At 38.7% G+C, this 21,939-nt stretch carries 14 protein-coding genes; 5 read left to right on the forward strand and 9 right to left on the reverse strand.

Annotation, left to right across the window (positions count from 1 at the left end; genetic code table 11):
* Nucleotides 1-143: 143 nt before the first annotated feature.
* Nucleotides 144-3,629, reverse strand: coding sequence for a DNA polymerase III subunit alpha (dnaE, locus tag ABD915_RS02320; protein WP_345114614.1), 3,486 nt, complete (start codon nt 3,627-3,629; stop codon nt 144-146).
* A 313-nt stretch (nt 3,630-3,942) separates the two neighbouring features.
* On the opposite strand from dnaE, the gene recG reads away from it, so the two are divergent.
* The gene (gene recG / locus ABD915_RS02325; RefSeq protein WP_345114617.1) at nt 3,943-6,051 is read left to right on the forward strand and encodes an ATP-dependent DNA helicase RecG; all 2,109 of its coding nucleotides are present in this window, start codon (nt 3,943-3,945) and stop codon (nt 6,049-6,051) included.
* Nucleotides 6,052-6,150: 99 nt separating this feature from the next.
* Here recG and glmS read toward each other — a convergent pair whose 3' ends face one another.
* The 5 genes from glmS to ABD915_RS02350 all read right to left on the reverse strand — a co-directional run bounded on the left by glmS (nt 6,151) and on the right by ABD915_RS02350 (nt 11,699).
* Nucleotides 6,151-7,974 carry a glutamine--fructose-6-phosphate transaminase (isomerizing) gene (gene glmS, locus ABD915_RS02330; RefSeq protein ID WP_345114620.1) on the reverse strand — a complete coding sequence of 608 codons (1,824 nt, stop codon included), beginning with the start codon at nt 7,972-7,974 and terminating at the stop codon, nt 6,151-6,153.
* A 173-nt stretch (nt 7,975-8,147) separates the two neighbouring features.
* The gene (glmU, locus tag ABD915_RS02335; protein ID WP_345114623.1) at nt 8,148-9,497 is read right to left on the reverse strand and encodes a bifunctional UDP-N-acetylglucosamine diphosphorylase/glucosamine-1-phosphate N-acetyltransferase GlmU; all 1,350 of its coding nucleotides are present in this window, start codon (nt 9,495-9,497) and stop codon (nt 8,148-8,150) included.
* A 14-nt stretch (nt 9,498-9,511) separates the two neighbouring features.
* The gene (locus ABD915_RS02340) at nt 9,512-10,300 is read right to left on the reverse strand and encodes a cytochrome c biogenesis CcdA family protein (protein ID WP_345114626.1); all 789 of its coding nucleotides are present in this window, start codon (nt 10,298-10,300) and stop codon (nt 9,512-9,514) included.
* Between the two features lie 46 nt (nt 10,301-10,346).
* Nucleotides 10,347-11,315 (reverse strand): carboxypeptidase regulatory-like domain-containing protein, encoded by a 969-nt coding sequence (locus ABD915_RS02345; RefSeq protein WP_345114629.1) that lies wholly within the window; start codon nt 11,313-11,315, stop codon nt 10,347-10,349.
* Nucleotides 11,316-11,375: 60 nt separating this feature from the next.
* Entirely contained in the window at nt 11,376-11,699 is a 324-nt protein-coding gene (locus ABD915_RS02350; protein ID WP_345114632.1) for a HesB/IscA family protein, read from the reverse strand.
* 107 nt (nt 11,700-11,806) lie between these two features.
* Here ABD915_RS02350 and ABD915_RS02355 point away from each other — a divergent pair, with 107 nt between their 5' ends.
* The 3 genes from ABD915_RS02355 to ABD915_RS02365 all read left to right on the forward strand — a co-directional run bounded on the left by ABD915_RS02355 (nt 11,807) and on the right by ABD915_RS02365 (nt 17,489).
* Entirely contained in the window at nt 11,807-13,009 is a 1,203-nt protein-coding gene (locus ABD915_RS02355) for a deoxyguanosinetriphosphate triphosphohydrolase (protein WP_345114634.1), read from the forward strand.
* A 30-nt stretch (nt 13,010-13,039) separates the two neighbouring features.
* A complete protein-coding gene (gene argS / locus ABD915_RS02360) occupies nt 13,040-14,797 on the forward strand; it encodes an arginine--tRNA ligase (protein ID WP_345114637.1) in 1,758 nt (585 codons plus the stop codon).
* A 151-nt stretch (nt 14,798-14,948) separates the two neighbouring features.
* On the forward strand, nt 14,949-17,489 hold the full coding sequence (locus ABD915_RS02365) for an SPOR domain-containing protein (RefSeq protein WP_345114640.1): 2,541 nt from the start codon (nt 14,949-14,951) through the stop codon (nt 17,487-17,489).
* A 170-nt stretch (nt 17,490-17,659) separates the two neighbouring features.
* Here ABD915_RS02365 and ABD915_RS02370 read toward each other — a convergent pair whose 3' ends face one another.
* A complete protein-coding gene (locus tag ABD915_RS02370; RefSeq protein ID WP_345114642.1) occupies nt 17,660-17,941 on the reverse strand; it encodes a hypothetical protein in 282 nt (93 codons plus the stop codon).
* Between the two features lie 297 nt (nt 17,942-18,238).
* Between ABD915_RS02370 and ABD915_RS02375 the strand changes: the two genes are divergently transcribed.
* The gene (locus tag ABD915_RS02375; RefSeq protein WP_345114644.1) at nt 18,239-19,345 is read left to right on the forward strand and encodes a branched-chain amino acid aminotransferase; all 1,107 of its coding nucleotides are present in this window, start codon (nt 18,239-18,241) and stop codon (nt 19,343-19,345) included.
* Nucleotides 19,346-19,474: 129 nt separating this feature from the next.
* Here ABD915_RS02375 and glpX read toward each other — a convergent pair whose 3' ends face one another.
* Nucleotides 19,475-20,461 carry a class II fructose-bisphosphatase gene (gene glpX, locus ABD915_RS02380; RefSeq protein WP_345114646.1) on the reverse strand — a complete coding sequence of 329 codons (987 nt, stop codon included), beginning with the start codon at nt 20,459-20,461 and terminating at the stop codon, nt 19,475-19,477.
* A gap of 142 nt (nt 20,462-20,603) precedes the next feature.
* Nucleotides 20,604-21,920 carry a homoserine dehydrogenase gene (locus tag ABD915_RS02385; RefSeq protein WP_345114649.1) on the reverse strand — a complete coding sequence of 439 codons (1,317 nt, stop codon included), beginning with the start codon at nt 21,918-21,920 and terminating at the stop codon, nt 20,604-20,606.
* Between the last annotated feature and the right edge of the window lie 19 nt (nt 21,921-21,939).

Raw genomic sequence — 21,939 nt, forward strand, 5'->3', positions numbered from 1 at the left:
AATCTCTACATCAGGAAACTATCGTAACGCATCTAAAACAAAAGCAATTTTTAAGTCTAAAACCTTATTTAACACCCAAACTTTTAAGTTGCCAATAAAAAACGATGTAGCTCAAAACAAGCAGAAATCTCACAATTGTTGGTTTAAATCAATTCCACATCGACAATACCCTGTATCGATTTCATAGCACTCACCACACGTGAATTTATTTTATATCGCTTTGGAAGCGTAATTTCCACTTCCCGCAATCCCTCCTCTTGGATCAGAATCAGCCCTACCTCTCCGTTACCATTAGGGTTTAAATTCTGTTCAATTTGTGGAAGCGTATCAACAGTTTTTATAAAGAGACGCATCATTTTATGATTTTGTAAGGCTTCCTTTTCTAAAGATTGGAGCGTCTCAAGTCGCAAACTAACTCCTTCAGAACGATTTTCTGCACTCACCGTAATAATAAAAGATTTTCCTGGCTCTAACATCTCCTCATAACTCAAAAGTCCCTCGGAAAATAGAACTGCTTCATACTGTCCGCTCGTATCAGAAAACTGAATAATTCCCATTTTCTTACCAGATTTTGTTTTGCGCACTTGTTTTGCGACAACGGTTCCAGCAAGCCTAGCAGCAGTCGCTCCTCCCTTAACTGCATTGGAGAAATTAGCCCAAGTCTGAATGCGTTTTTTAGCAAGAACAGTTTGATACTCATCTAACGGGTGAGCAGAAAAATAAAAACCTATTACTTGAAATTCCCGATAGAGTTTTTCAGCCGGTAACCAAGGAGAGGTTTGCGATAAAATCAAAGGCTCTTTTAGTCCACCTGTCATCCCAAATATATCAGTCTGTCCGCTAGAATTGTTATCAAGAATACGAAGTGCACGCGCTTGAAGAGTTCCAAGACTTGCCAATAAAACCTCCCGTGCAATATTAAAACAATCAAAAGCACCAGCACAAATTAAACTTTCCATCGCACGCTTATTAACAATACGAGGATCAACACGTTCACAAAAATCTTCCAGATCCTTAAAAAATTTATTGCCGCGACAAGATACGATATGGTCAACGACTGCTTCCCCCACACCTTTTATGGCAGAAAGAGAATAATAAATGCAATTTTCACCAACCTCAAAAACGCGGTGTGATGTTTGTACAGAAGGTGCAATAACCTTAATACCGAGCCTTAAAGCTTCACGCCGAAAATCATTTAATTTATCCGTATTCGTCATATCATATGTCATGGAAGCGGCTAAAAACTCAACGGGATGATGTGCTTTCATATAAGCTGTTTGATAAGAAACAATTGCATAAGCAGCAGCGTGCGATTTATTAAAACCGTAATCTGCAAATTTTGCTAAAAGATCAAAAATAATATCAGCTTGATCTTTATCAATACCACCCGCAACAGCCCCACTTACAAAACGCGTACGCTGTTGTTGCATTTCTTTATGAATCTTTTTGCCCATAGCCCTACGCAATAAATCCGCTTCCCCAAGCGAATAACCAGCAAGTTCTTGCGCAATTTGCATTACCTGTTCTTGATAAACGATAACACCTTGTGTTTCTTTAACCAGATGATCTATTTTAGGATGAATAGAAGAGATTTCTTCTTCCCCATGTTTGCGTGCATTATACGTTGGGATATTCTCCATTGGACCAGGACGATAAAGCGCAACAAGTGCAATAATATCTTCAATGCGATCTGGCTTCATCCCGATCAGTGCTTTACGCATACCAGAGCTTTCAACTTGAAATACACCGACCGTTTCACCACGCGCCATCATGGCATAAGTCATTTCATCATCAAGAGGAATATGTGATAAATCTATTTTTATCCCCTTCCGTACAACAAAATCCGCAGCCATTTTCAAAATAGTAAGCGTTTTTAATCCAAGAAAATCAAATTTTACCAACCCAGCTTGTTCAACACATTTCATGTTAAATTGCGTTACTGGCATATCAGAACGCGGATCACGATACATTGGAACAAGTTCTGATAACGGCCGATCACCAATAACAATCCCTGCGGCGTGGGTCGATGCATGGCGGTAAAGCCCCTCAAGTTGAAGTGCGATATCCAACATGCGTCCAACAACGGGATCCTTTTTCTTTTCTTCCTTAAATTTTGGTTCATCCCTGATAGCATCTGCCAATTCAACCTGACTACCAGGCGTAGCAGGAATTAATTTTGTAAGATAATCAACTTGACGATAAGGCACTTCTAAAACACGCCCAACATCACGCAACACTGCACGCGCTTGCAATTTACCAAACGTAATAATCTGAGCCACTTGATCACGTCCATATTTTTTCTGAACATAACGAATGACCTCCTCGCGCCGCTCTTGACAAAAATCAATATCAAAATCTGGCATAGAAACACGATCTGGATTGAGAAAACGTTCAAAGAGAAGAGAAAAACGCAATGGATCAACGTCGGTAATAGTCAACGCATAAGCAACAAGTGAACCAGCACCAGAACCACGTCCCGGTCCAACAGGAATACCGTGCATTTTTGCCCATTTTATAAAATCTGAAACGATAAGAAAATAGCCAGAAAAATGCATACGGGTAATGACTGAAATTTCATAATCAAGACGCTGCTCATAATCTGCTATAGAATAGCCTGTCGCTAAACCGATTGTTTCAAGACGCATTTTCAAACCAGATTTAGCCTGATTTAACAATTCATTGTCTTCTTCTAGAGTAGAAGTTGAATCCACAGATTGCTCTATAAAACGAGGCAAAATCGGTTTTCGAATTGGTGTAGCCACATGACAGCGTAGTGCTATTTCAACGCTATTTTCTAAAGCTTCTGGAAGATCAGAAAATAAAGCAACCATTTCATCTTGTGATTTCAAATAATGATCTGGCGTCACACGTTTACGCTCTGGATTAGATACGATTTGTCCTTCTGCAACCGCCATCAGCGCATCATGAGCTTCATATCCTTGCCTACCCAGAAAAAAAGCTTCATTTGTCGCAACAAGAGGGATATCATGTGTATAAGCCAATTCAACAAGTGCAGCTTCCACTTTCCGATCGTAAGAACCATGTCGTTGTAATTCAATATAAAGACGATCACCAAAAACTGTTTTCAAATAACTTAAACGTTCAACAGCGCGTGCTTTTTTATCTTCTGCCAAAGCCAAATTAAGAGGACCACCTCTTCCACCGGTCAAAGCGATCAATCCTTCACTGTGCGACAATAACCAACTCGCTTTAATATGAGGAGGATCAGTATCACGCTTATCAAGATAAGCGCGACTAACCAATCGCACTAAATGCGCATAACCTCTTTCACTAGCAGCCAACAATACAATAGAGCAAAAATCAGAAGGATGATGCCCTTTGGCTAAACGCGGGTGATGATTGTCATCATCAAAATCAATTGCAAGCTGGCAACCAATAATAGGTTGAATACCATGAGAAAAACAATATTGAGAAAATTCTAAAGCACCAAACAAATTATTCGTGTCTGTAATAGCTACCGCAGGCATACCATCAGAAATGGCATGTTGAATAATTTGTTGAATTTTTAAAGCTCCCTCAAGCAATGAATAAGCTGAATGTACTCTTAAATGAATAAAGCGAGGAAAGGGATTTTTACCGTCTCGTGTTTTGCTTTTATCTTTTGACACTCTCACAATTTCCCATCACAAAATAAATATCAAATCACACCTATTATCTGTCTCGAAATAGATAGCATTGTAGTCCATCATGCTAAAAATTTATAACTTTAAAACTCTTGCATATCCAGAAAATATTCTAATTTTATTTATACTTCATCTTTTAAATGCCATCAGAAAAATGCCTATAGAATAAGAAAACAAACACACAAAAAGAAAAGACAGCGTATCATATTGATATGATTTTTTTGCGTTTATGATTTATCCCCAAAAACTCCTTTAAAGCACTAGAAAAAACAAAGAGAGCGAGCTAAAAATCTTTCTTATGCGTCCCAGCCTTATTAATCCTCTTTTTAGCTCTATTCGTACCATTTCGGGAATCAGCCCCAAAGTATGTATTTTACTATCCAAAGTCTTAAACGTTCATTCTATACAACGTGACCCCACCCTTATTGACCTTCTCCGACTAATGCCTCTCTCCGTTATAGATCGCAGAATGCGACCTAATATTGCTTTTGCACAGGAAGGAGTTACCCTTACTCTTGAAATTATCATCGATCAACACCAACCACCCCCGACTGGCCGTAGCCGCCTCCCTTATCGCGTTATCGCTCATGATCAAACAGGAATAATAAATTTAGTCTTTTTTCATGCCCAACCTTCTTGGTTAAAAAAACAACTCCCAGAAGGAAAAAAAGTCATTGTATCAGGTAAAGCGGAACGATTTAATGGTCAACTTTCGATGATTCATCCAGACCATATTGCGCCAAGCGAACAACGCAATCAGATTCCATTAATCGAACCTATCTACCCCTCTACTGCTGGATTATCAGCAAAGACGTTGAGACGTGCAATACAAAATTCTCTTGAATATATTCCTTTATTGCCAGAATGGATAGAGGAAAGCGTCAAAAAGCAGCAAAGCTTTTCTTCTTTCTCTGTTGCTTTACGCCGCATCCATTCCCCCGTAGATCCTGATGATTTATCCTTACAAAGTACAGCACGCAGACGTCTTGCTTATGATGAATTACTCGCCTGTCAATTGGCTCTTGGTCTCGTGCGTTTAAAAACCAAATCTCTTGCCGGAACCTCTCGCCCCTCAAATGGCACCTATACTAAAAAACTAATGAAAGCCCTGCCCTTCCAGCTGACAAATGGACAAAGTGAAGCAATAAAAGATATTGAAAAAGATTTAGCATCACCTGAACCCATGTTAAGGCTTCTCCAAGGCGATGTGGGAGCAGGCAAAACCGTTGTTGCACTGATGGCAAGTGCGCAGATTGCTGAAAATTCTGGACAGTCAGCTTTAATGGCGCCAACAGAAGTTCTGGCTCGACAACATTTTGCGACAATTGCTCCTCTTGCTGAAAAAATCGGATTACAAGCAGCTCTTTTAACTGGGCGAGAAAAAGGAAAATTGCGCACAAATATCTTGAATGATATTTCATCAGGAAAAACCTCTATCATCATCGGTACACACGCTCTCATACAACAAAGCGTTACATACAATAACCTTGCATTAGCCATTATTGATGAGCAGCATCGTTTTGGGGTACGCCAACGTCTTGCCCTTACAGCAAAAGGCCATAAACCTGACATGCTCGTAATGACCGCTACCCCGATTCCACGCACGCTAGTATTAACAGCTTTTGGTGATATGGATGTATCCAGAATTACAGAAAAACCAATTGGACGACAACCAATTACTACAGCAACAATTCCTTTAAAACGGATCAATGAACTAATAGAACGAATTGCATCTGCATTAGAAAAAGGAGAAAAACTTTATTGGATTTGTCCTCTTGTCGAAGAATCAATAACTCTTGAACTCACTTCAATTGAGAGCCGCTTTGCTATTCTCCATCAACGGTTTGGCTCTTGTGTTGGTATGGTGCATGGAAAAATGTCTACGGAGGAAAAAGGGGCAGCAATGGCAGCTTTTAAATGTGGAGATATACGCATTTTAGTTGCAACCACGGTTGTTGAAGTGGGAGTGGATATTCCTGATGCTTCAATCATTGTTATAGAACATGCAGAATATTTTGGTCTTTCACAGTTACACCAATTGCGTGGACGCGTTGGACGGGGAGAGAAAAAATCTTCCTGTATTTTACTATACAAAGATCCACTTACAAAAATGGCCGCAGAACGTCTTAATATTATACGCAATACAGAAGATGGCTTTAAAATTGCTGAAGAAGACTGGCGTTTACGAGGAGAAGGGGAACTTTTAGGAACACGACAATCAGGTATGCCTGAATTCCATATAGCAAATCTTGCAGCACATAGCGATCTTTTGTTAATAGCAAGAAAAGATGCCCGTTTATTTTTGCAACATGATGCCAATCTTTCCTCAGAACGAGGACGAGCTCTACGCTTGCTCCTTCATCTTTTCGAGCGTGACGATGCTACGCGGCTCTTACGCGCAGGCTAATTGTTAAAAAAAATCTTTATACAATTGATTGCAAATGCTTTTTTACAATCCGCACTTTTAAATCATCTTTTATAAACTCAAAAGATAAAAAATTATTTTTTACTCAACCGTCACCGATTTTGCCAAATTACGTGGCTGATCAACATCTGTTCCCAATAAAACAGCTGTATGGTACGCGATTAATTGAATGGGTAAAGCATAAATAAGAGGTGCAATGAATTCTGGAACATCTGGCAAAATAATAGTTGAAAACGTATTAAGACAAGTTGCTTCTGCTCCTCTTCTATCCGTTATCAAAATAATCCGGCCATTGCGCGCCGCTACTTCTTGCATATTAGAAGAAGTTTTTTCAAACCACCTATCATAAGGAGCAACAACAATAATTGGTAGTGTCTCATCAACCAGCGCAATTGGTCCATGTTTTAACTCACCTGCTGCATAACCTTCAGCATGGATATAAGAAAGCTCTTTCAATTTCAGTGCTCCTTCCAAAGCAATTGGGTAAGAAGTGCCACGTCCAAGATAGAGAACCCCTTTTACATTCATCAAATCACGACAAATAGTCTCAATTTTACCTTCTAGCTTTAAAACCTCATTTAAAATCCGCGGCACCTCTGCCAATTGTCGAACCAACTGCTGTTCTCTCTTTTCTGACAAACATCCGCGTTGTTTAGCAGCACTAAGCGCCATTGAAGCAAGAGTTGCTAATTGACATGTAAAAGCTTTTGTTGAGGCAACACCGATTTCTGGACCAGCGAGTGTTGGTAAAACAAAATCAGCGTCCCGCGCCATTGTTGATTGCTCGACATTCACAATTGTCGCCGTTTTCACACCACGTTCCCGACAATAACGTAAAGATGCCAATGTATCAGCCGTTTCGCCAGATTGAGAAACGAATATCGGCAATACATCAGGTGTTATAGGTGGCTCACGATAACGGAATTCAGAAGCTACATCATTATCAACACTTAAACCAGCCAAACTCTCAAACCAATAGCGTGCAACTAAAGTTGAATAATAAGCCGTTCCACAGCTTGCAAAGAGTAATCGGTTAATATTTTTCCAATCAATAAAATCTTCAAAAGAGCGAATTTTATAATTTCCAAGATCAAGATAACGTGCCAAATTATGAGAGATAACATCAGGTTGTTCAAACATTTCCTTGTGCATAAAATGGCGATGATTTCCTTTAGAAACTAACAAGTTTCCATCAAATAATGTTGTAATGGGACGTACTACTAACTGATTATCTACATTATAAATTTTTACTCCCTCACGCGTGAGAACTGCCAAATCACCATCTTCCATATAACCAATACGATCTGTAAATGAAGCTAAAGCAATCGCATCTGATCCTACAAAAAATTCATCCTTTCCATAACCAATCACCAAAGGTGGACCAGAACGAACAGCAATCATAAGGTTATCTTCACCTTCAAAAATAAGAGCAAGAGCAAAAGCTCCCTGCAATCTTTTCCAAATCGTGCGAGTCGCATCTTGCGGAGAAAGACCGCTTTTTAATGCACGCGTAATTAAATGTGCAACAACCTCCGTATCAGTCTCTGTTTCAAAAACATAACCATCCTCAATGAGTTCTTTTCGTAATTCTACAAAATTTTCGATAATGCCATTATGAACAACAGCAATCCGTTCAGTTAAATGAGGATGAGCATTCCGCTCTACAGCAACTCCATGTGTAGCCCAGCGCGTATGACCAATCCCTAGATTACCTTTCAAAGGTGTTATCTTTAACTTTTCTTCTAGATGAATGAGCTTACCCTCAGCTCGAATACGGTGAAGGCGTCCCTTATGCACCGTTGCTAAACCAGATGAATCATATCCCCTATACTCAAGGCGTTTCAAACCATCAATCAAAGAGGATGCAACAGGTCTATTTCCAAGAATTCCGATAATTCCGCACATTAAAAAGCTCCAATTCACACCCAAGATTTATAATGATCCGACAAAATAATCCAACGATCTTATTAAAGAGACTTTAAAAAATCATATACACCGAATATGGTATGGCAATAGCTAAGAACAAGTCTCTGCACAATTACCAGATCCTCATAAAGCCAAAAGTTAAAGTGAAAAGGTCACTTCTTTTGTTTATTTATCGACAAACGCGCACGCAATTTTTCTGCAAGGTCCTCTTTTATCACCTGTCGTGCTCGCCCAAAAGCTATACTATTCATAGGCACATTTTCAGTGATAACACTTCCTGAAGCCACATAAGAACTTTTTCCAATAATCAATGGAGCAATAAGTGCTGAATTAGAACCAATAAAGGCATAATCATCAATCACTGTTTTATATTTGTGAAACCCATCATAATTGCAAGTAATCGTACCAGCTCCAATATTGGCATGTGCACCAATTTCTGCATCACCAATATAACTTAAATGATTAATCTTGGAGGATTCTCCTACTTTTGCTTGTTTAATTTCACAAAAGTTTCCAACCTTCACTGATCGCGCCAACTCTGTTCCAGGACGCAAACGTGCATAAGGCCCAATCTGCGCATCCGTACCAATAATAGCACCTTCCAAATAACTAAATGCATGAATAACTGCACCAGATTGTACTTTTACCCTCGGTCCAAAATAAACATTTGGCTCAATTACGACATCGGGTTCAATTTCTGTATCATAAGAAAAATAAACACTTTCCGGTTTCAGTATTGTAACACCAGACAACATGAAATCACGTGCTTTGTGTTTTTGCCACAAAGCATCAGTTTCATAAAGCTCAAAACGATTATTAACGCCTCTCACAGTATCAAAAGGCACTTCAACAACTCGAATATCTAATCCTTCACGCGATGCAAGTGAAACAATATCTGTGAGATAATATTCTTTCTTCAAATTGTCATTACTGACCTTTTCTAAAAGAGAAAGTGCATGCTTCCCATTCATGGCCATTATTCCGCCATTACAAAAAGAGAGCTTTCTCTCTTCATGACTTGCATCTTTTTCTTCTACAATCGCAATAAGTTTACCATTCTTTTTGACAAGACGTCCATAACCTGTTGGATCAGAGGCATAAAAACCAGTCACAACAACATCTGCCCCCTCAGCAAGCTGAGCACGAACACGCACCAATAAATCTCGCTCAATCAAAGGCGTATCACCAAAAACGATGAGAACATCATCAAAATTTTCTTGCAAAGCTAAGCGCGCAGATAAAACAGCATGTGCGGTTCCTAAACGCTCTTTTTGTTCAAAAATCATCACATTTTTTACAAATGATTCAACAACTTTAGCAACTTCTTTAGCACCTGACCCCACAACCACCGCTAATTGTGAAGAGTCTAGCAATTGCATTTGTTTTACCACATGACATATAAGCGGTAATCCAGCTATTTTATGAAGTACCTTGGGAAGAGACGATTTCATACGTGTCCCTTCACCTGCTGCGAGAACAATAGAAAGACAATTTCTAACCATAAAAGCACACAAAATTAACGAGAAAAACCAAAAAAATTTGTAACATCATACCAACGTAGAGCTTCAACATCACTCAATAAAGGAAAATTTTCTAAAAGCCAAAATGAAAGATCCTGCATAGAGCCCGTTAAAAACAAAATACCTGTAATAATGAGGAAAATACCAATAATCTTTTCAATTTTTCCCAAGTGAACACGAAAAGCTCCTAAAAATCTCATAAAACTGCTTGAGAATAAAGCTGCTAACACAAAGGGCACCCCAAGACCTAACGCGTAGATCGCTAAAAGAAGAGCTCCTTCACCGACCGTTTCTTTTGTTCCGGCAAGTGTTATAATGGGGCCTAAAATTGGGCCGATACATGGCGTCCAACCGAATGCAAAAGCTAAACCAATGACATAAGCCCCTAAAGGTCCACTAGGGATTTTTCGTGTCTGAAACCGCACTTCACGAAATAAAAAACCAATTTTTAAAACGCCTAAAAAGTTTAAACCAAAAACGATAATGATAATTCCAGCAACAATCGCAAACCAATCACGATAATAACCGATAAACTTGCCAAGTGTGCTGGCACTGGCACCTAAAGCAACAAAAACAGTTGTAAAACCAAATACAAAAGAAAGGACAGAACATAAGAGCGCTAAGCGCAGAGGCGCTTTTCCATCCCATTTTTCTGAACGAAAATCATCAATACCAACACCTGCCATATAGCATAAATAGGGAGGAACCAACGGCAAAACACAGGGTGATAAAAAAGACAACGCACCAGCAAAAAACACACTAAATGCGGAAAACCCTAAAACCAAAACCTTATATCCACTTTCAATTACAGTTTATATTCATAAATGACAGCTAATCCATAGAATCATCGACTCTCTGTATATTTTTTACATCTGCTATCACACTTACATCTTCATCATGACCAGAAACGACGGAAAAGAGCTTTTGGTAAATCTGATCTTTATTTTTAGCAATTGCAATATAATCCCCCTCACCTAATACCAGTGAAACATAAGCGCCAACTGTTTCATAAATGATATCACCAGAATCATTGGTAATAGACCAACTCGTATCTGCCAACGCTTCCCCCCCTTCCTGACGTACCAACTTTAAGACAATTTGAGCCGCTTGATGTTCAAGGCTTACTTCAGTAATTTTACCTGCATCCACTTGAATATCCGAACGAACAATCGCATTAATGGAACCATATTGGGAAGCAACATGATAGTTGCCAGCTTTCAAACGTACAATTGACCGAGGTTTAACATTTGATAAAATCACACCCGTTTCATCGTTTTCTTTTGCATCCTCATAGATAGTAAAACGGAGTTCCTTCTCGTTGATTGTACCATTAAGCAGTGTAGCATTAAAAATAACACCGCCAGCATCAAGATTAAAATTTTTGATAAGACGCTGTCCATTTTCTAAGTTTATACGCTGCACCGCACTTGCATGACCAAATGAAACATGAACAAGATAGCTCCCTGGTTTTAAATCAAAACGCGCACTCCCTCCCTCAAAAGTGGCAATCAATGGTAATTTATTATCGGTCCCTAGTATGGGTGCATAAACCCGCCATACAAGTCCTTTCGTAATCTCTTCACTACTTTTTGTTAGTTGAGCATGCAATATGAGCTGAGTCTGAGAAATCAAATTTTCTTTTTCAGGATCTTGAGATTTTAAAATAAAACTTGTTGGTTGTTTTTGTTGATAATCTCTCCCCTCTCCTTCCTCAGAAAAGGCATATCCGCCATAAATCAGAAGGATAAGCGTCACGCATAACCATAAAGATCGATACAATATTTTTTTAAAAATGCCCATTTTTGCATTGTTGACTAAAGTAATAATCTTTTCAAGAAGCAATATTACAAAGTTACCACCCTAAATTGAAAAACTCACACCACAACCGCACGATGAGACGGCATTTGGATTACGAATCTGGAAAGATTGCCCCATAAGATCGTCAATAAAATCAATTTCAGCCCCCTCCATAAAGGGAAGAGATACTGAATCAATTAACACAATTGCCCCATCTTTTTTGAGTATAAAATCATCTTCTTTGCTTTCAGAAACCAAATCATATTTGTAAGAAAAACCAGAGCATCCACCGCCTTCAACAGAAATGCGTAAACCTATTTTATCGGGTTTATTCAAAAGTATCTGTGCAATTTGCTTTACAGCAACATCTGAAATATTCACACTCATTTTTCATATATCCTTGCATTAAGCTGTCAAGAAAGAGTATCCCAAATAAATAGAAATTTATTAACAATGAACCAATCTAAATTTACGATGAGAATAGACAGCTTGCAATGGATATAAGCAATATCAATTACAATTACCAATCTCGAGCAGCATATAGCGCTGACCCACAGAAAAGCCGTGGCAGATTATTTCATGAAACTATGAGCACTTTCCGCTCTCCTTTTCAACGAGATAGAGATCGTATTATTCATTCTAATGCATTTCGACGTCTTAAACATAAAACTCAAGTGTTTATTGCTGATGAAAGTGATCATTATCGTACGCGTCTGACGCATACGATAGAGGTTTCTCAAATTGCACGGACATTAGCCCGTGCGCTGCATCTTGATGAAGATCTTGCCGAAGCCATTGCCCTTGTTCACGACTTTGGGCACACACCTTTTGGCCACGCAGGAGAAGATGCACTTAATGAAGCCATGGCACATTATGGCGGTTTTGATCATAATGCACAAGCGCTACGCATTGTTACAAAACTGGAGCAGCGCTATGCAAATTTTGATGGACTTAATCTTACTTGGGAAACACTCGAAGGACTTGTGAAGCATAACGGCCCCCTTTTAGGTTCTTATGCTAATAATAAAGATGTTCCTATCGATATTCTACAATACAATACAAAGCAGAATCTTGAGCTCGATTGTTTTGCTGGGCTAGAAGCGCAATGTGCCGCTATTGCTGATGATATTGCTTATAATGCGCATGATATTGATGATGGTTTACGTTCGCATTTTTTAACAATTGATCAATTCAAACAAGTTGCACTGACTGCTTCACTATTAAAAGATATAAAAGAAAAGCATCCTCAACTCGATCCAACTCGGCGTGGCTATGAACTTGTGCGTAGACAGATAACGACCATGGTTGAAGATGTTATTAAACAATCACAAGAAAACTTGACACACATCAAACCAACGAGCATAGAAGATGTTCACCATGCAGGACAGAGCATTGTTACCTTTTCGCCAACAATGGCCGTTCATGAAAAAGAGTTGAAGGGGTTCTTATTTAAGAATCTTTATTATCATGATCAAGTTCTCAGTCGCCGTAATAAAGCGAAATATATTGTACAAAAATTATTCGACTATTATTATAAAAATCCCAATGTAATGCCTGAAAACTGGCATAGCAAAACAGCGCACTTAACAGATCAAGAATTAGCACGTCTTATTGCTGACTTTCTGTCAGGTATGACTGATCATTATGCTTTACGTGAATATCAACGCTTATTTGACGATGCAAATAATTTCGTTTAACTGATTTCGAATACAGTATGGAAGTTGAATATGAATGTCTTTAAAAATTTCGAGAAAAAAATTAAAAAATCACTCGAACTATCTGATATAAAAGAGAAATATGGGAAAGATTTAGATTTATCAAAAATCACTGTTGATCCCCCTCGCGATCCCTCACATGGGCATTTATCAACCAATGCTGCTATGGTGCTGGCAAAATCTGTAGCGCTTAATCCACGCGCACTAGCAGAAAAAATCATAGAACTTCTCAAAAACGATCCCTCTATCGAGAGTATTGATGTTGCCGGTCCTGGATTTATTAACTTCAAACTTACAACATCATTTTGGCAAGACGCAATAAAATCCATGCTTGAAAAAGGCAGAGCTTATGGTCGTATTCCAATGGGACAAGGAAGACGCATTAATGTTGAATATGTATCAGCAAATCCGACGGGTCCAATGCATGTAGGACACTGCCGTGGTGCTGTTGTTGGAGATGTTCTCTCCAATTTACTGCAATTTGTTGGCTATAACATTACAAAAGAATATTACATCAATGATGCTGGGCAACAAATCGAAGTACTCGCCCACTCCGTACTGTTGCGTTATCGCGAAGCTCTTGGAGAAAAAATTAATGAAATTCCAGAAGGGTTATATCCTGGTGAATACTTAATACCATTGGGTCAAACGCTTGCTCAAGAATTTGGTGATCAACTACTCACTATGGATAAAGAAGAAGCTTTATCTCTCGTGAAGGAGCGTGCAATTCACGAAATGATGTCAATGATTCGCAGAGATTTGGCTGCCCTTAATATTTATCATGATATCTTTTTCTCAGAGCGAATGCTTTATGCTGATAACGCGCGCGCTATTCGCAGCACAATTAATGACCTTACTTTAAGCGGTTATATCTACAAAGGTAAGCTCCCACCACCAAAAGGACAAAACACAGAAGACTGGGAACCAAGCGAGCAAACTTTATTCCGTTCAACGGATGTTGGAGATGATCAAGATCGCGTTTTAGTTAAACCAGACGGTTCTTACACTTATTTTGCTGCTGATGTTGCTTATTTTCGTGATAAATTCAATCGTGACTTTGATGAAATGATCTACATTCTAGGCGCTGATCACGCTGGTTATGTAAAGCGGCTGGAAGCGATGGCAAAAGCAATTTCTGGCGATAAAGCCAAATTAAGCGTTTTTTTATGTCAATTGGTCAAACTCTTTCGTAACGGTCAACCTGTACGCATGTCGAAGAGAGCAGGGTCATTTGTCACGCTACGTGATGTTGTAGAAGAAGTTGGCCGTGATCCGGTGCGTTTTATGATGCTATACCGTAAATGTGAAGCACCTCTTGATTTTGATTTTGCAAAAGTGACAGAACAATCAAAAGATAATCCCATCTTTTACGTACAATATGCAAGTGCACGTTGTCACTCAGTCTTTCGTCAAGCGCAAGAGACTCTTCATATTGAAAATATATCAAATCATACATTGATTCCACATCTTAACCGATTAACAGACGGCAATGAGATATCCTTAATACGCAAACTTTCTGAATATCCACGTGTCATTGAACAGGCGGTAACACATAAAGAACCACATCGATTGGCGTTTTATCTCTACGACCTTGCTTCTAACTTTCACGCACATTGGAATAAAGGGAGTGATAATCCCGATTTACGCTTTATCCAACCTGATGATCAGGAACTATCATTTGCCAGATTAGGGTTGATACAAGCTATCATGAATACTTTATCATCAGGACTTGCAATTGTAGGAATAGAAGCAGCAACAGAAATGCGTTGAAAAAGTTCTCCAAATACATAAAATGAGTACTTTATTGATAAAGTTTTTCGTGTATCCTTATATCAGAGGGGGGATTTATAATTTAAGGATATAACAAATCAAAATTAACCATTTATTGCACGCAGATGCAGATCATCATGTGAGAAAAGCTATGAGCGATAACGATCGCAAAAATCCGCACGAAATGAAACAGGATCACGAACATCATGATCCCTTAGAAAGACTTACGCGAATTTTTAATCCAAACAAACAAAGCGAAAATCAAGCAAATCCGTCTTCTTTGCAGCCTGATCAATCAATGTCTCAGCCCCCTAAGACTTCTTTCCACGATGATGATTTTGATTTGTCCTTTCTAGAAGCGGAGCTTGAAAATAATTTAACGAATAACTTACCGTTTGATGATCAAAAGAAGCAATGGAACTTACAGGAAACCAATAATGAACGAACTTCAAGTATTGCACCAACTGCTGCTTTTAACCGTTCAGAACAAAATAGTTTTTTGTCTGAAGAGATACATTCTTCGCCTATCAATAACGACGAAGAACAAATTTTAGATGCGCTCTCTCCCTTACCTATTCAAAAGAATCAATCACCTCAAAATAAAACAGCCCACACTAGTGCTAATCCCTTTTTTGAAAAGGGTAATTCTAGTGCACAATCAGAAAATTTCTTTTTTGATGAATCTGATAGACACAATAATAATAGAGTTGCTTCAGAAACCGCTCACCAAGCCAACCGTTTTTCACAAACAACTGCGCAACAATCAAATAACACAAAGATAAAAGAAAATTATGATGACAATCAAAGCCTCAAAGATATTGCCATAAGCCATCCATATAAAGCTTCAGCTCATCAAGAAAATTGGGGCAATGAACATCATACCAATGTTTCAAATCCTTCCATGGTTGCAAACACTGGTTTTTCATCTGCTACCCCTACTTCAGAGAGAGTGAGTACTGCAAAAAATGAATCAAAAAGTGACTTCTCTTCACATTTGGATTCAACACAAATCGATAACCCCTCTGATTTAAAAAGTTTTCTACAAGAAGACCATACGACCGATTATCCTCAATTTTACGCAGAGGAATTCTCAGAAAAAGAAGTTTATGCTGCAAAAACTCCAGAATATGGTGAAACTCAAACCAAATACCAATACATAAATGATGCTGAAAATATTTCTGAACAAAACAGTCAACAAGAGATCCCGTATAGCCAAAACAATTTAAATGATATGCACTCCTCATCGGAAATCCTTAATGCGACACAAACGGGTAGCTTTTTTGCGCATAACACTACGCACCATAGGGGCACTCCCCCTCCAAATGTTGATACTTATAAATTTGCAGAGGAAATCGTAGAAAAAACTGGGCCAATTATGGTTCCAGAAGTCCCGTATGAAGTTCCAGAATATGACGTACCTACTGATGGTTTAAAAAAAGAATTTGCTGATGTGCTCAATGTAGGAAATGTTCCACTAGAGGATTCTTCGCGGCAACAACAGCAAAGTAATGAAATCTTCAATGAAATTTTTCATCAAACCATGCAAAATCCAAGAGAAGATGCGTATATCAATTCCCAAGAACAGAATGCCGCCTACTTCTCCACTGACAATATGGGATACAATTCCTCTCCGTTTACCGAGGATTCATCATATAAAAGCGTAGATGAAATCCCCAAGCATGCATCACCCACTTCACCCTTAAAGAGTTTGATTTTTGGAAAAATGCTTACCAGAAGTGTTATTCTTCTCATTTTGATAGGAATTGGATTGGTCGGTTATTTTCGTTTTTTTATGCCATCACAAAAAAATGAAAGCACACCAATTATCCGCGCTGACAATACGCCTTTTAAATTCAAAGAAGAAACAACAGAAACGAAAAATGATGCTGCACATAATTTAGATATTTATAAACAAACAACTGGACAAAATGAAAAGCAAGAAAACACGCAACAATTCCTTATTGATAATTCTGAACCACCCGAAGACTTAGTGGCATTGGATCAGCAAGAATCCACAAGTAATTCCCCCTCTTCTCCTGATGATTCTGATGTTGAAGACGCAGTAACAGAAGCTATCAATCACACCATTCCAACGCAAGAAGTACAGACTGTCATTGTAAAACCAGATGGCTCAGTTGTACTAAGTTCAACACATCAATCAGATAAACAAACTACCGATGAACCTGAAGAAACGATTGATCACGCTGCTGGTGATCAACTTCAAGATGACTCCTCTACCCCTTCACAGTTTTCCGATACAAATAGCAAAGAAACAGAAGATAGACTCACTACTGATATTGGTAAAATAATCTCAGATAATGCTTCTATCCCTGCTATTAAGACAAAAGCTAAAAATTTATCTATACCAATTCCTTCGCATGGGAAGTTTAGTTCAGATTTACAAACAAATATTGCTCCTCACCCAAATCCACCAACTCAAGCAATAACACAAAATTATTACGTACAACTTGCATCCCAACCAACGCATGCGCTAGCTAGGGATTCTTTGAAAAAAATGAAATCTAGATTTGGATCCCTTATTGGCACTCGTCCTTTAAATATTCAGTCTGCTCTTATACCAGGAAAAGGAACATATTACCGTGTTCGCATTCAAACACAAAACCAGAATGAAGCTCTAACCCTTTGTGAGAACATAAAAAATTCTGGAGGTAGTTGCTTCATCACACGCTAAGAAAATAATGCAGCGATTGTTAAAATCGTTGCATTATTTATTTTTCTCCCAATTGATTAACTGTAGAAGTTAAAATCATATCAGATTTTTCTTGGCTCATACTTTTTAGATCATTTTACTTCTTAGTTTATGGTGGGTTAGATTTTTTCTTTGAAGATTTTTTCATTCAATTAAGGTGAAGTTGTGTTTTTATAGGTATAAGGTGCCTGAGGTGCCGGATTTAAATCTTTTCTCGGAGTTGTTATGGTTTGACTCGATTCTGTAGTATTATAGTGAGATATACGTTCAGGAGATTTTTCAAAAAAAGACCCAAAGAATCCGAAAACAAACCAGATAATAACCAGCCCAAGAAGAATAGCAAAGATACCTTTACCAATCGAATTAAGCTGTTCACGCTCTTTTTTTTCTGTAGCTATACGTTCCTCGTATGTTTGGTAATTTCTATCAATCATAATGGATTCCTTTTCTCAATTCCCCTATTTTTAAGTTAGAAGATATGCATGTACGAAATTATTCAGACACTTATTCGGGAAAACGATAACCAGGTATAAAAGTTCCAGATTATTGGATAAAATAGAAGAAGAATCATGAAAACAGAAAAAAGTCTATCAGTAGTCTTTTCTTCTCATTCTATAATAAAGCATTGACACGAAGTATTTTATAATAATAGACTTATAATGAAAGCATCTCATTATTTTTTTATAATAAAGAATACCTAGAAATAAATCATATCCCCAAAGGTTTTACTTATGAAATCTCCTTCGTCATCGATTCCATTTAAAATAGAAAAACACCCCTCACCTCTTTCAGACGAGAACCGTGAAGAAATTCTTAGAAATCCCGGTTTTGGTCAAATTTTTACAGATCACATGTGTACCATCCAATGGACTAAAGCCAAAGGTTGGCACAACGCTTTTATCTCTCCACACAAACCTTTAGAGATTAGCCCAGCAAGTGCCGTTTTGCATTATGCGCAAGAAATTTTTGAGGGTTTAAAAGCGTATCGCGCAAAAGATGGCCGCATTTTGTTATTTCGCCCTGACGCCAATGCACAACGTCTTATAGAATCGGCACAACGACTTGCCATGCCGGAATTGCCAAAGGATATCTTTTTGTATGCTGTTCATCAATTGGTAAGAATTGATCAGAACTGGGTTTCTGGAAATCCTAATGCTAGCCTCTACATACGTCCATTCATGTTTGGCAATGAAAAATTTTTGGGAGTTCGCCCTTCTGAAGAATATATTTTCTGTATCATAGCATCTCCTGTTGAATCATATTTCAAAGGAGAAGAAAAACCTGTCAACGTATGGATCGAAACAGATTATAGTCGCGCCGGTCCAGGTGGCACAGGCGCTGCAAAATGTGGCGGTAACTATGCAGCAAGCTTACTTGCACAAAACAGTGCGACAGAAAATGATTGTAGCCAAGTGCTCTTTCTTGATATGGTTGAACATAAGTGGATTGAAGAACTCGGTGGTATGAATGTTTGCTTTATTATGGCAAATAATACACTTGTGACTCCTGCGCTTAACGGCACTATTCTTCCAGGAATAACCCGTGATTCAATCTTAAAGTTAGCGCAACAAATGGGGTTAACGATAGAAGAGCGTCCTTATTCTTTTGAAAAGCTTAAAGAAGACGCACGAAGTGGTCAGCTTAAAGAAGTCTTTGCTTGTGGTACAGCGGCGGTTATTACATCGATCGGTCGTTTCAAATACAAAGGTGGTGAGTTTGTCATCGGAAATGAAATGATTGGTGATGTCACGAAACAACTTCGCACACAGCTTGTTGGCCTTCAAAAAGGCAATATCGAAGATAAAAATGGCTGGGTACATTCTGTCCAGCTCTCATAACAATAAAAGATAGCCTCAAATACATCATCAATGCTTCCATGAAATATCTCCATAAAGTTTTTATGGAAGCAGGTGTATTTTTTCAAAATGATACTCTTTTATTTTGAATAGCTAAAGCCAAAAAAGGCATTAATCAAATTTTGAATAGTCCCTATGCTGTGCTTTAATATGACGGATTGTACCAGTACATGAGCGCATCACAAGAGTTTCTGTTTGAATATATCGAGGCGTAAATTTAACACCAGAAAGCATATTGCCATCCGTTACGCCTGTTGCAGAAAACAACACATCACCCTTTGCCATTTCTTGCATTGTATAAACTTTATTGGGATTATCGATTCCCATTTTAGCTGCGCGTGCGATTTTTTCTTCTGTATCAAGCTGTAAACGTCCTTGCATTTGCCCACCAATACAACGCAAAGCCGCAGCTGCTAATACGCCCTCTGGTGCTCCTCCCACACCCATATAGATATCAATGCCCGTTTCATCTGGATCGGTTGTATCAATAACAGCAGCGACATCCCCATCACCAATTAAACGAATTGATGCCCCCGTTGCACGCACTTCATCAATCAGTTTTGCATGACGAGGTCGATCCATAATACAAACAGTAACTTGATTAACCGCCACTCCCTTAGCTTTTGCAAGGGCGTGAATGTTATCAGCAGGAGAAACATCTATATCAACAATTCCATTGGGGTAACCGGGACCAATAGCAATTTTTTTCATATAAACGTCAGGAGCATAAAGGAGGTTGCCCTTTTCAGCAATTGCAACCACAGCTAGGGAATTAGCAAGATTCTTAGCACAAATTGTCGTTCCCTCAAGTGGATCAAGTGCAATATCAATTGCCAATCCATTTTGAAGCCCCACTTTTTCTCCAATATAAAGCATAGGAGCTTCATCACGTTCACCTTCACCAATCACCACTGTACCATCAATAGGTAAACGATTAAGTTCCTGACGCATTGCATCTACGGCAGCTTGATCAGCAGCCTTTTCATCACCACGTCCACGCCAGCGTGCAGCTGCAACAGCAGCGCGTTCCGTTACACGTACCAATTCAAGCGTTAGAATACGATCAAGTCCATTTAAAATTTTCTGAGTTGAAGGCATATGAAAAATCCTACCGAATAAGTACTAGCAAAAAATATTAGTATTCATTGCCAAAAGAATAAAGCTTTTCGCAAAGATGAGAGCTTTCCGCAAGAGAAAAAACACCGCTCTTCTCTTGTAATCACACAACAAATCATCGACTCTACGCCGTACGTTCAATCCGAATGAACTGAGATTTTGCTGTAAGATAACCATCTTTTTCAATTGCTGCAAGTGCCTGCCGTACATTCACTTCCGTTGTTTCATGCGTTATTAAAATGATTGTTTTTATTTTTACAAGCTGATCTTCTATAAAAGGCTTTTGAACAATCGACTCTAATGAAATATGATTCTCAGCCATGTGCCTTGCAACTGCTGCAAAAACACCAGCACGATCATGAACGCTTAAACGAATAAAATAACCACCAGCATGATGAGAAATACGTGCTTTTTTATGCGGAGCAAGCTCCAATGCTGGACGTCCTAAAACGGGTGCATACTGAAAACCAGGGCTAGCTTTCGCTATATCAGCCAAATCACCGATAACCGCTGATGCCGTTGCTGTTCCTCCAGCACCAGGACCAGAAAACAATAGTTCACCTAATAAATCACTTTGAATAGAAAGAGCATTCGTCACGCCATGAATCTGTGCAATCATCGATGATGTTGGTACCATTGTTGGATGAACACGTTGCTCGATTCCGGAATCAGTTTTTAATGCAACCCCTAAAAGCTTAATCCGATATCCCAATTCATCAGCTGCACGGATATCAATCTGCGAAATATTGCTAATTCCTTCAACATAAACATCATCTAACGAGATTTTTGTTCCAAACGCCAAACTTGTCAATAAAGCCAACTTATGAGCGGTATCATTTCCTCCAATATCAAAAGCTGGATCAGCTTCAGCATAACCAAGTCTCTGTGCATCTGCCAAACAATCTTCAAATGAAAGACCTTCAGCAAACATGCGTGTCAATATATAGTTACAGGTTCCATTGAGAATACCATAAATCCGCGATATATGATTACCGCAAAGTGATTCCCTCATCGCTTTGATGACAGGAATTCCTCCCGCAATAGCAGCTTCAAAATTAAGAAAAACGCCTTTTTTTTCTGCAGTTACAGCAAGTGTTACCCCATGTCGAGCGAGAAGCGCTTTATTGGCAGTAACAACATGATGTCCCACCTCAAGCGCCTTTTTAACAGCTGCATACACGACATCCAATTCGCCACCAATCAACTCAACAAAAACGTCGATCTCATCAGAAGCAGCCATCTCCACAGGTGAATCGAACCATTTTACATCACTTAGATCAATTCCACGATTACGGTCTTTATCACGCGCACTGACAGCAACAATTTTAATTGATCGTCCACATTGGCAAGCCAAACTATTGGCTTTTTCACGCAGAATTCGAATAACTGAAGTACCAACCGTACCAAGACCCGCAATACCAATTCTTAAAGCTTCTGCCATTATCTAACTGCTTATCTAT

Source organism: Bartonella jaculi, from assembly GCF_039543045.1.
Lineage (GTDB): Bacteria > Pseudomonadota > Alphaproteobacteria > Rhizobiales > Rhizobiaceae > Bartonella > Bartonella jaculi.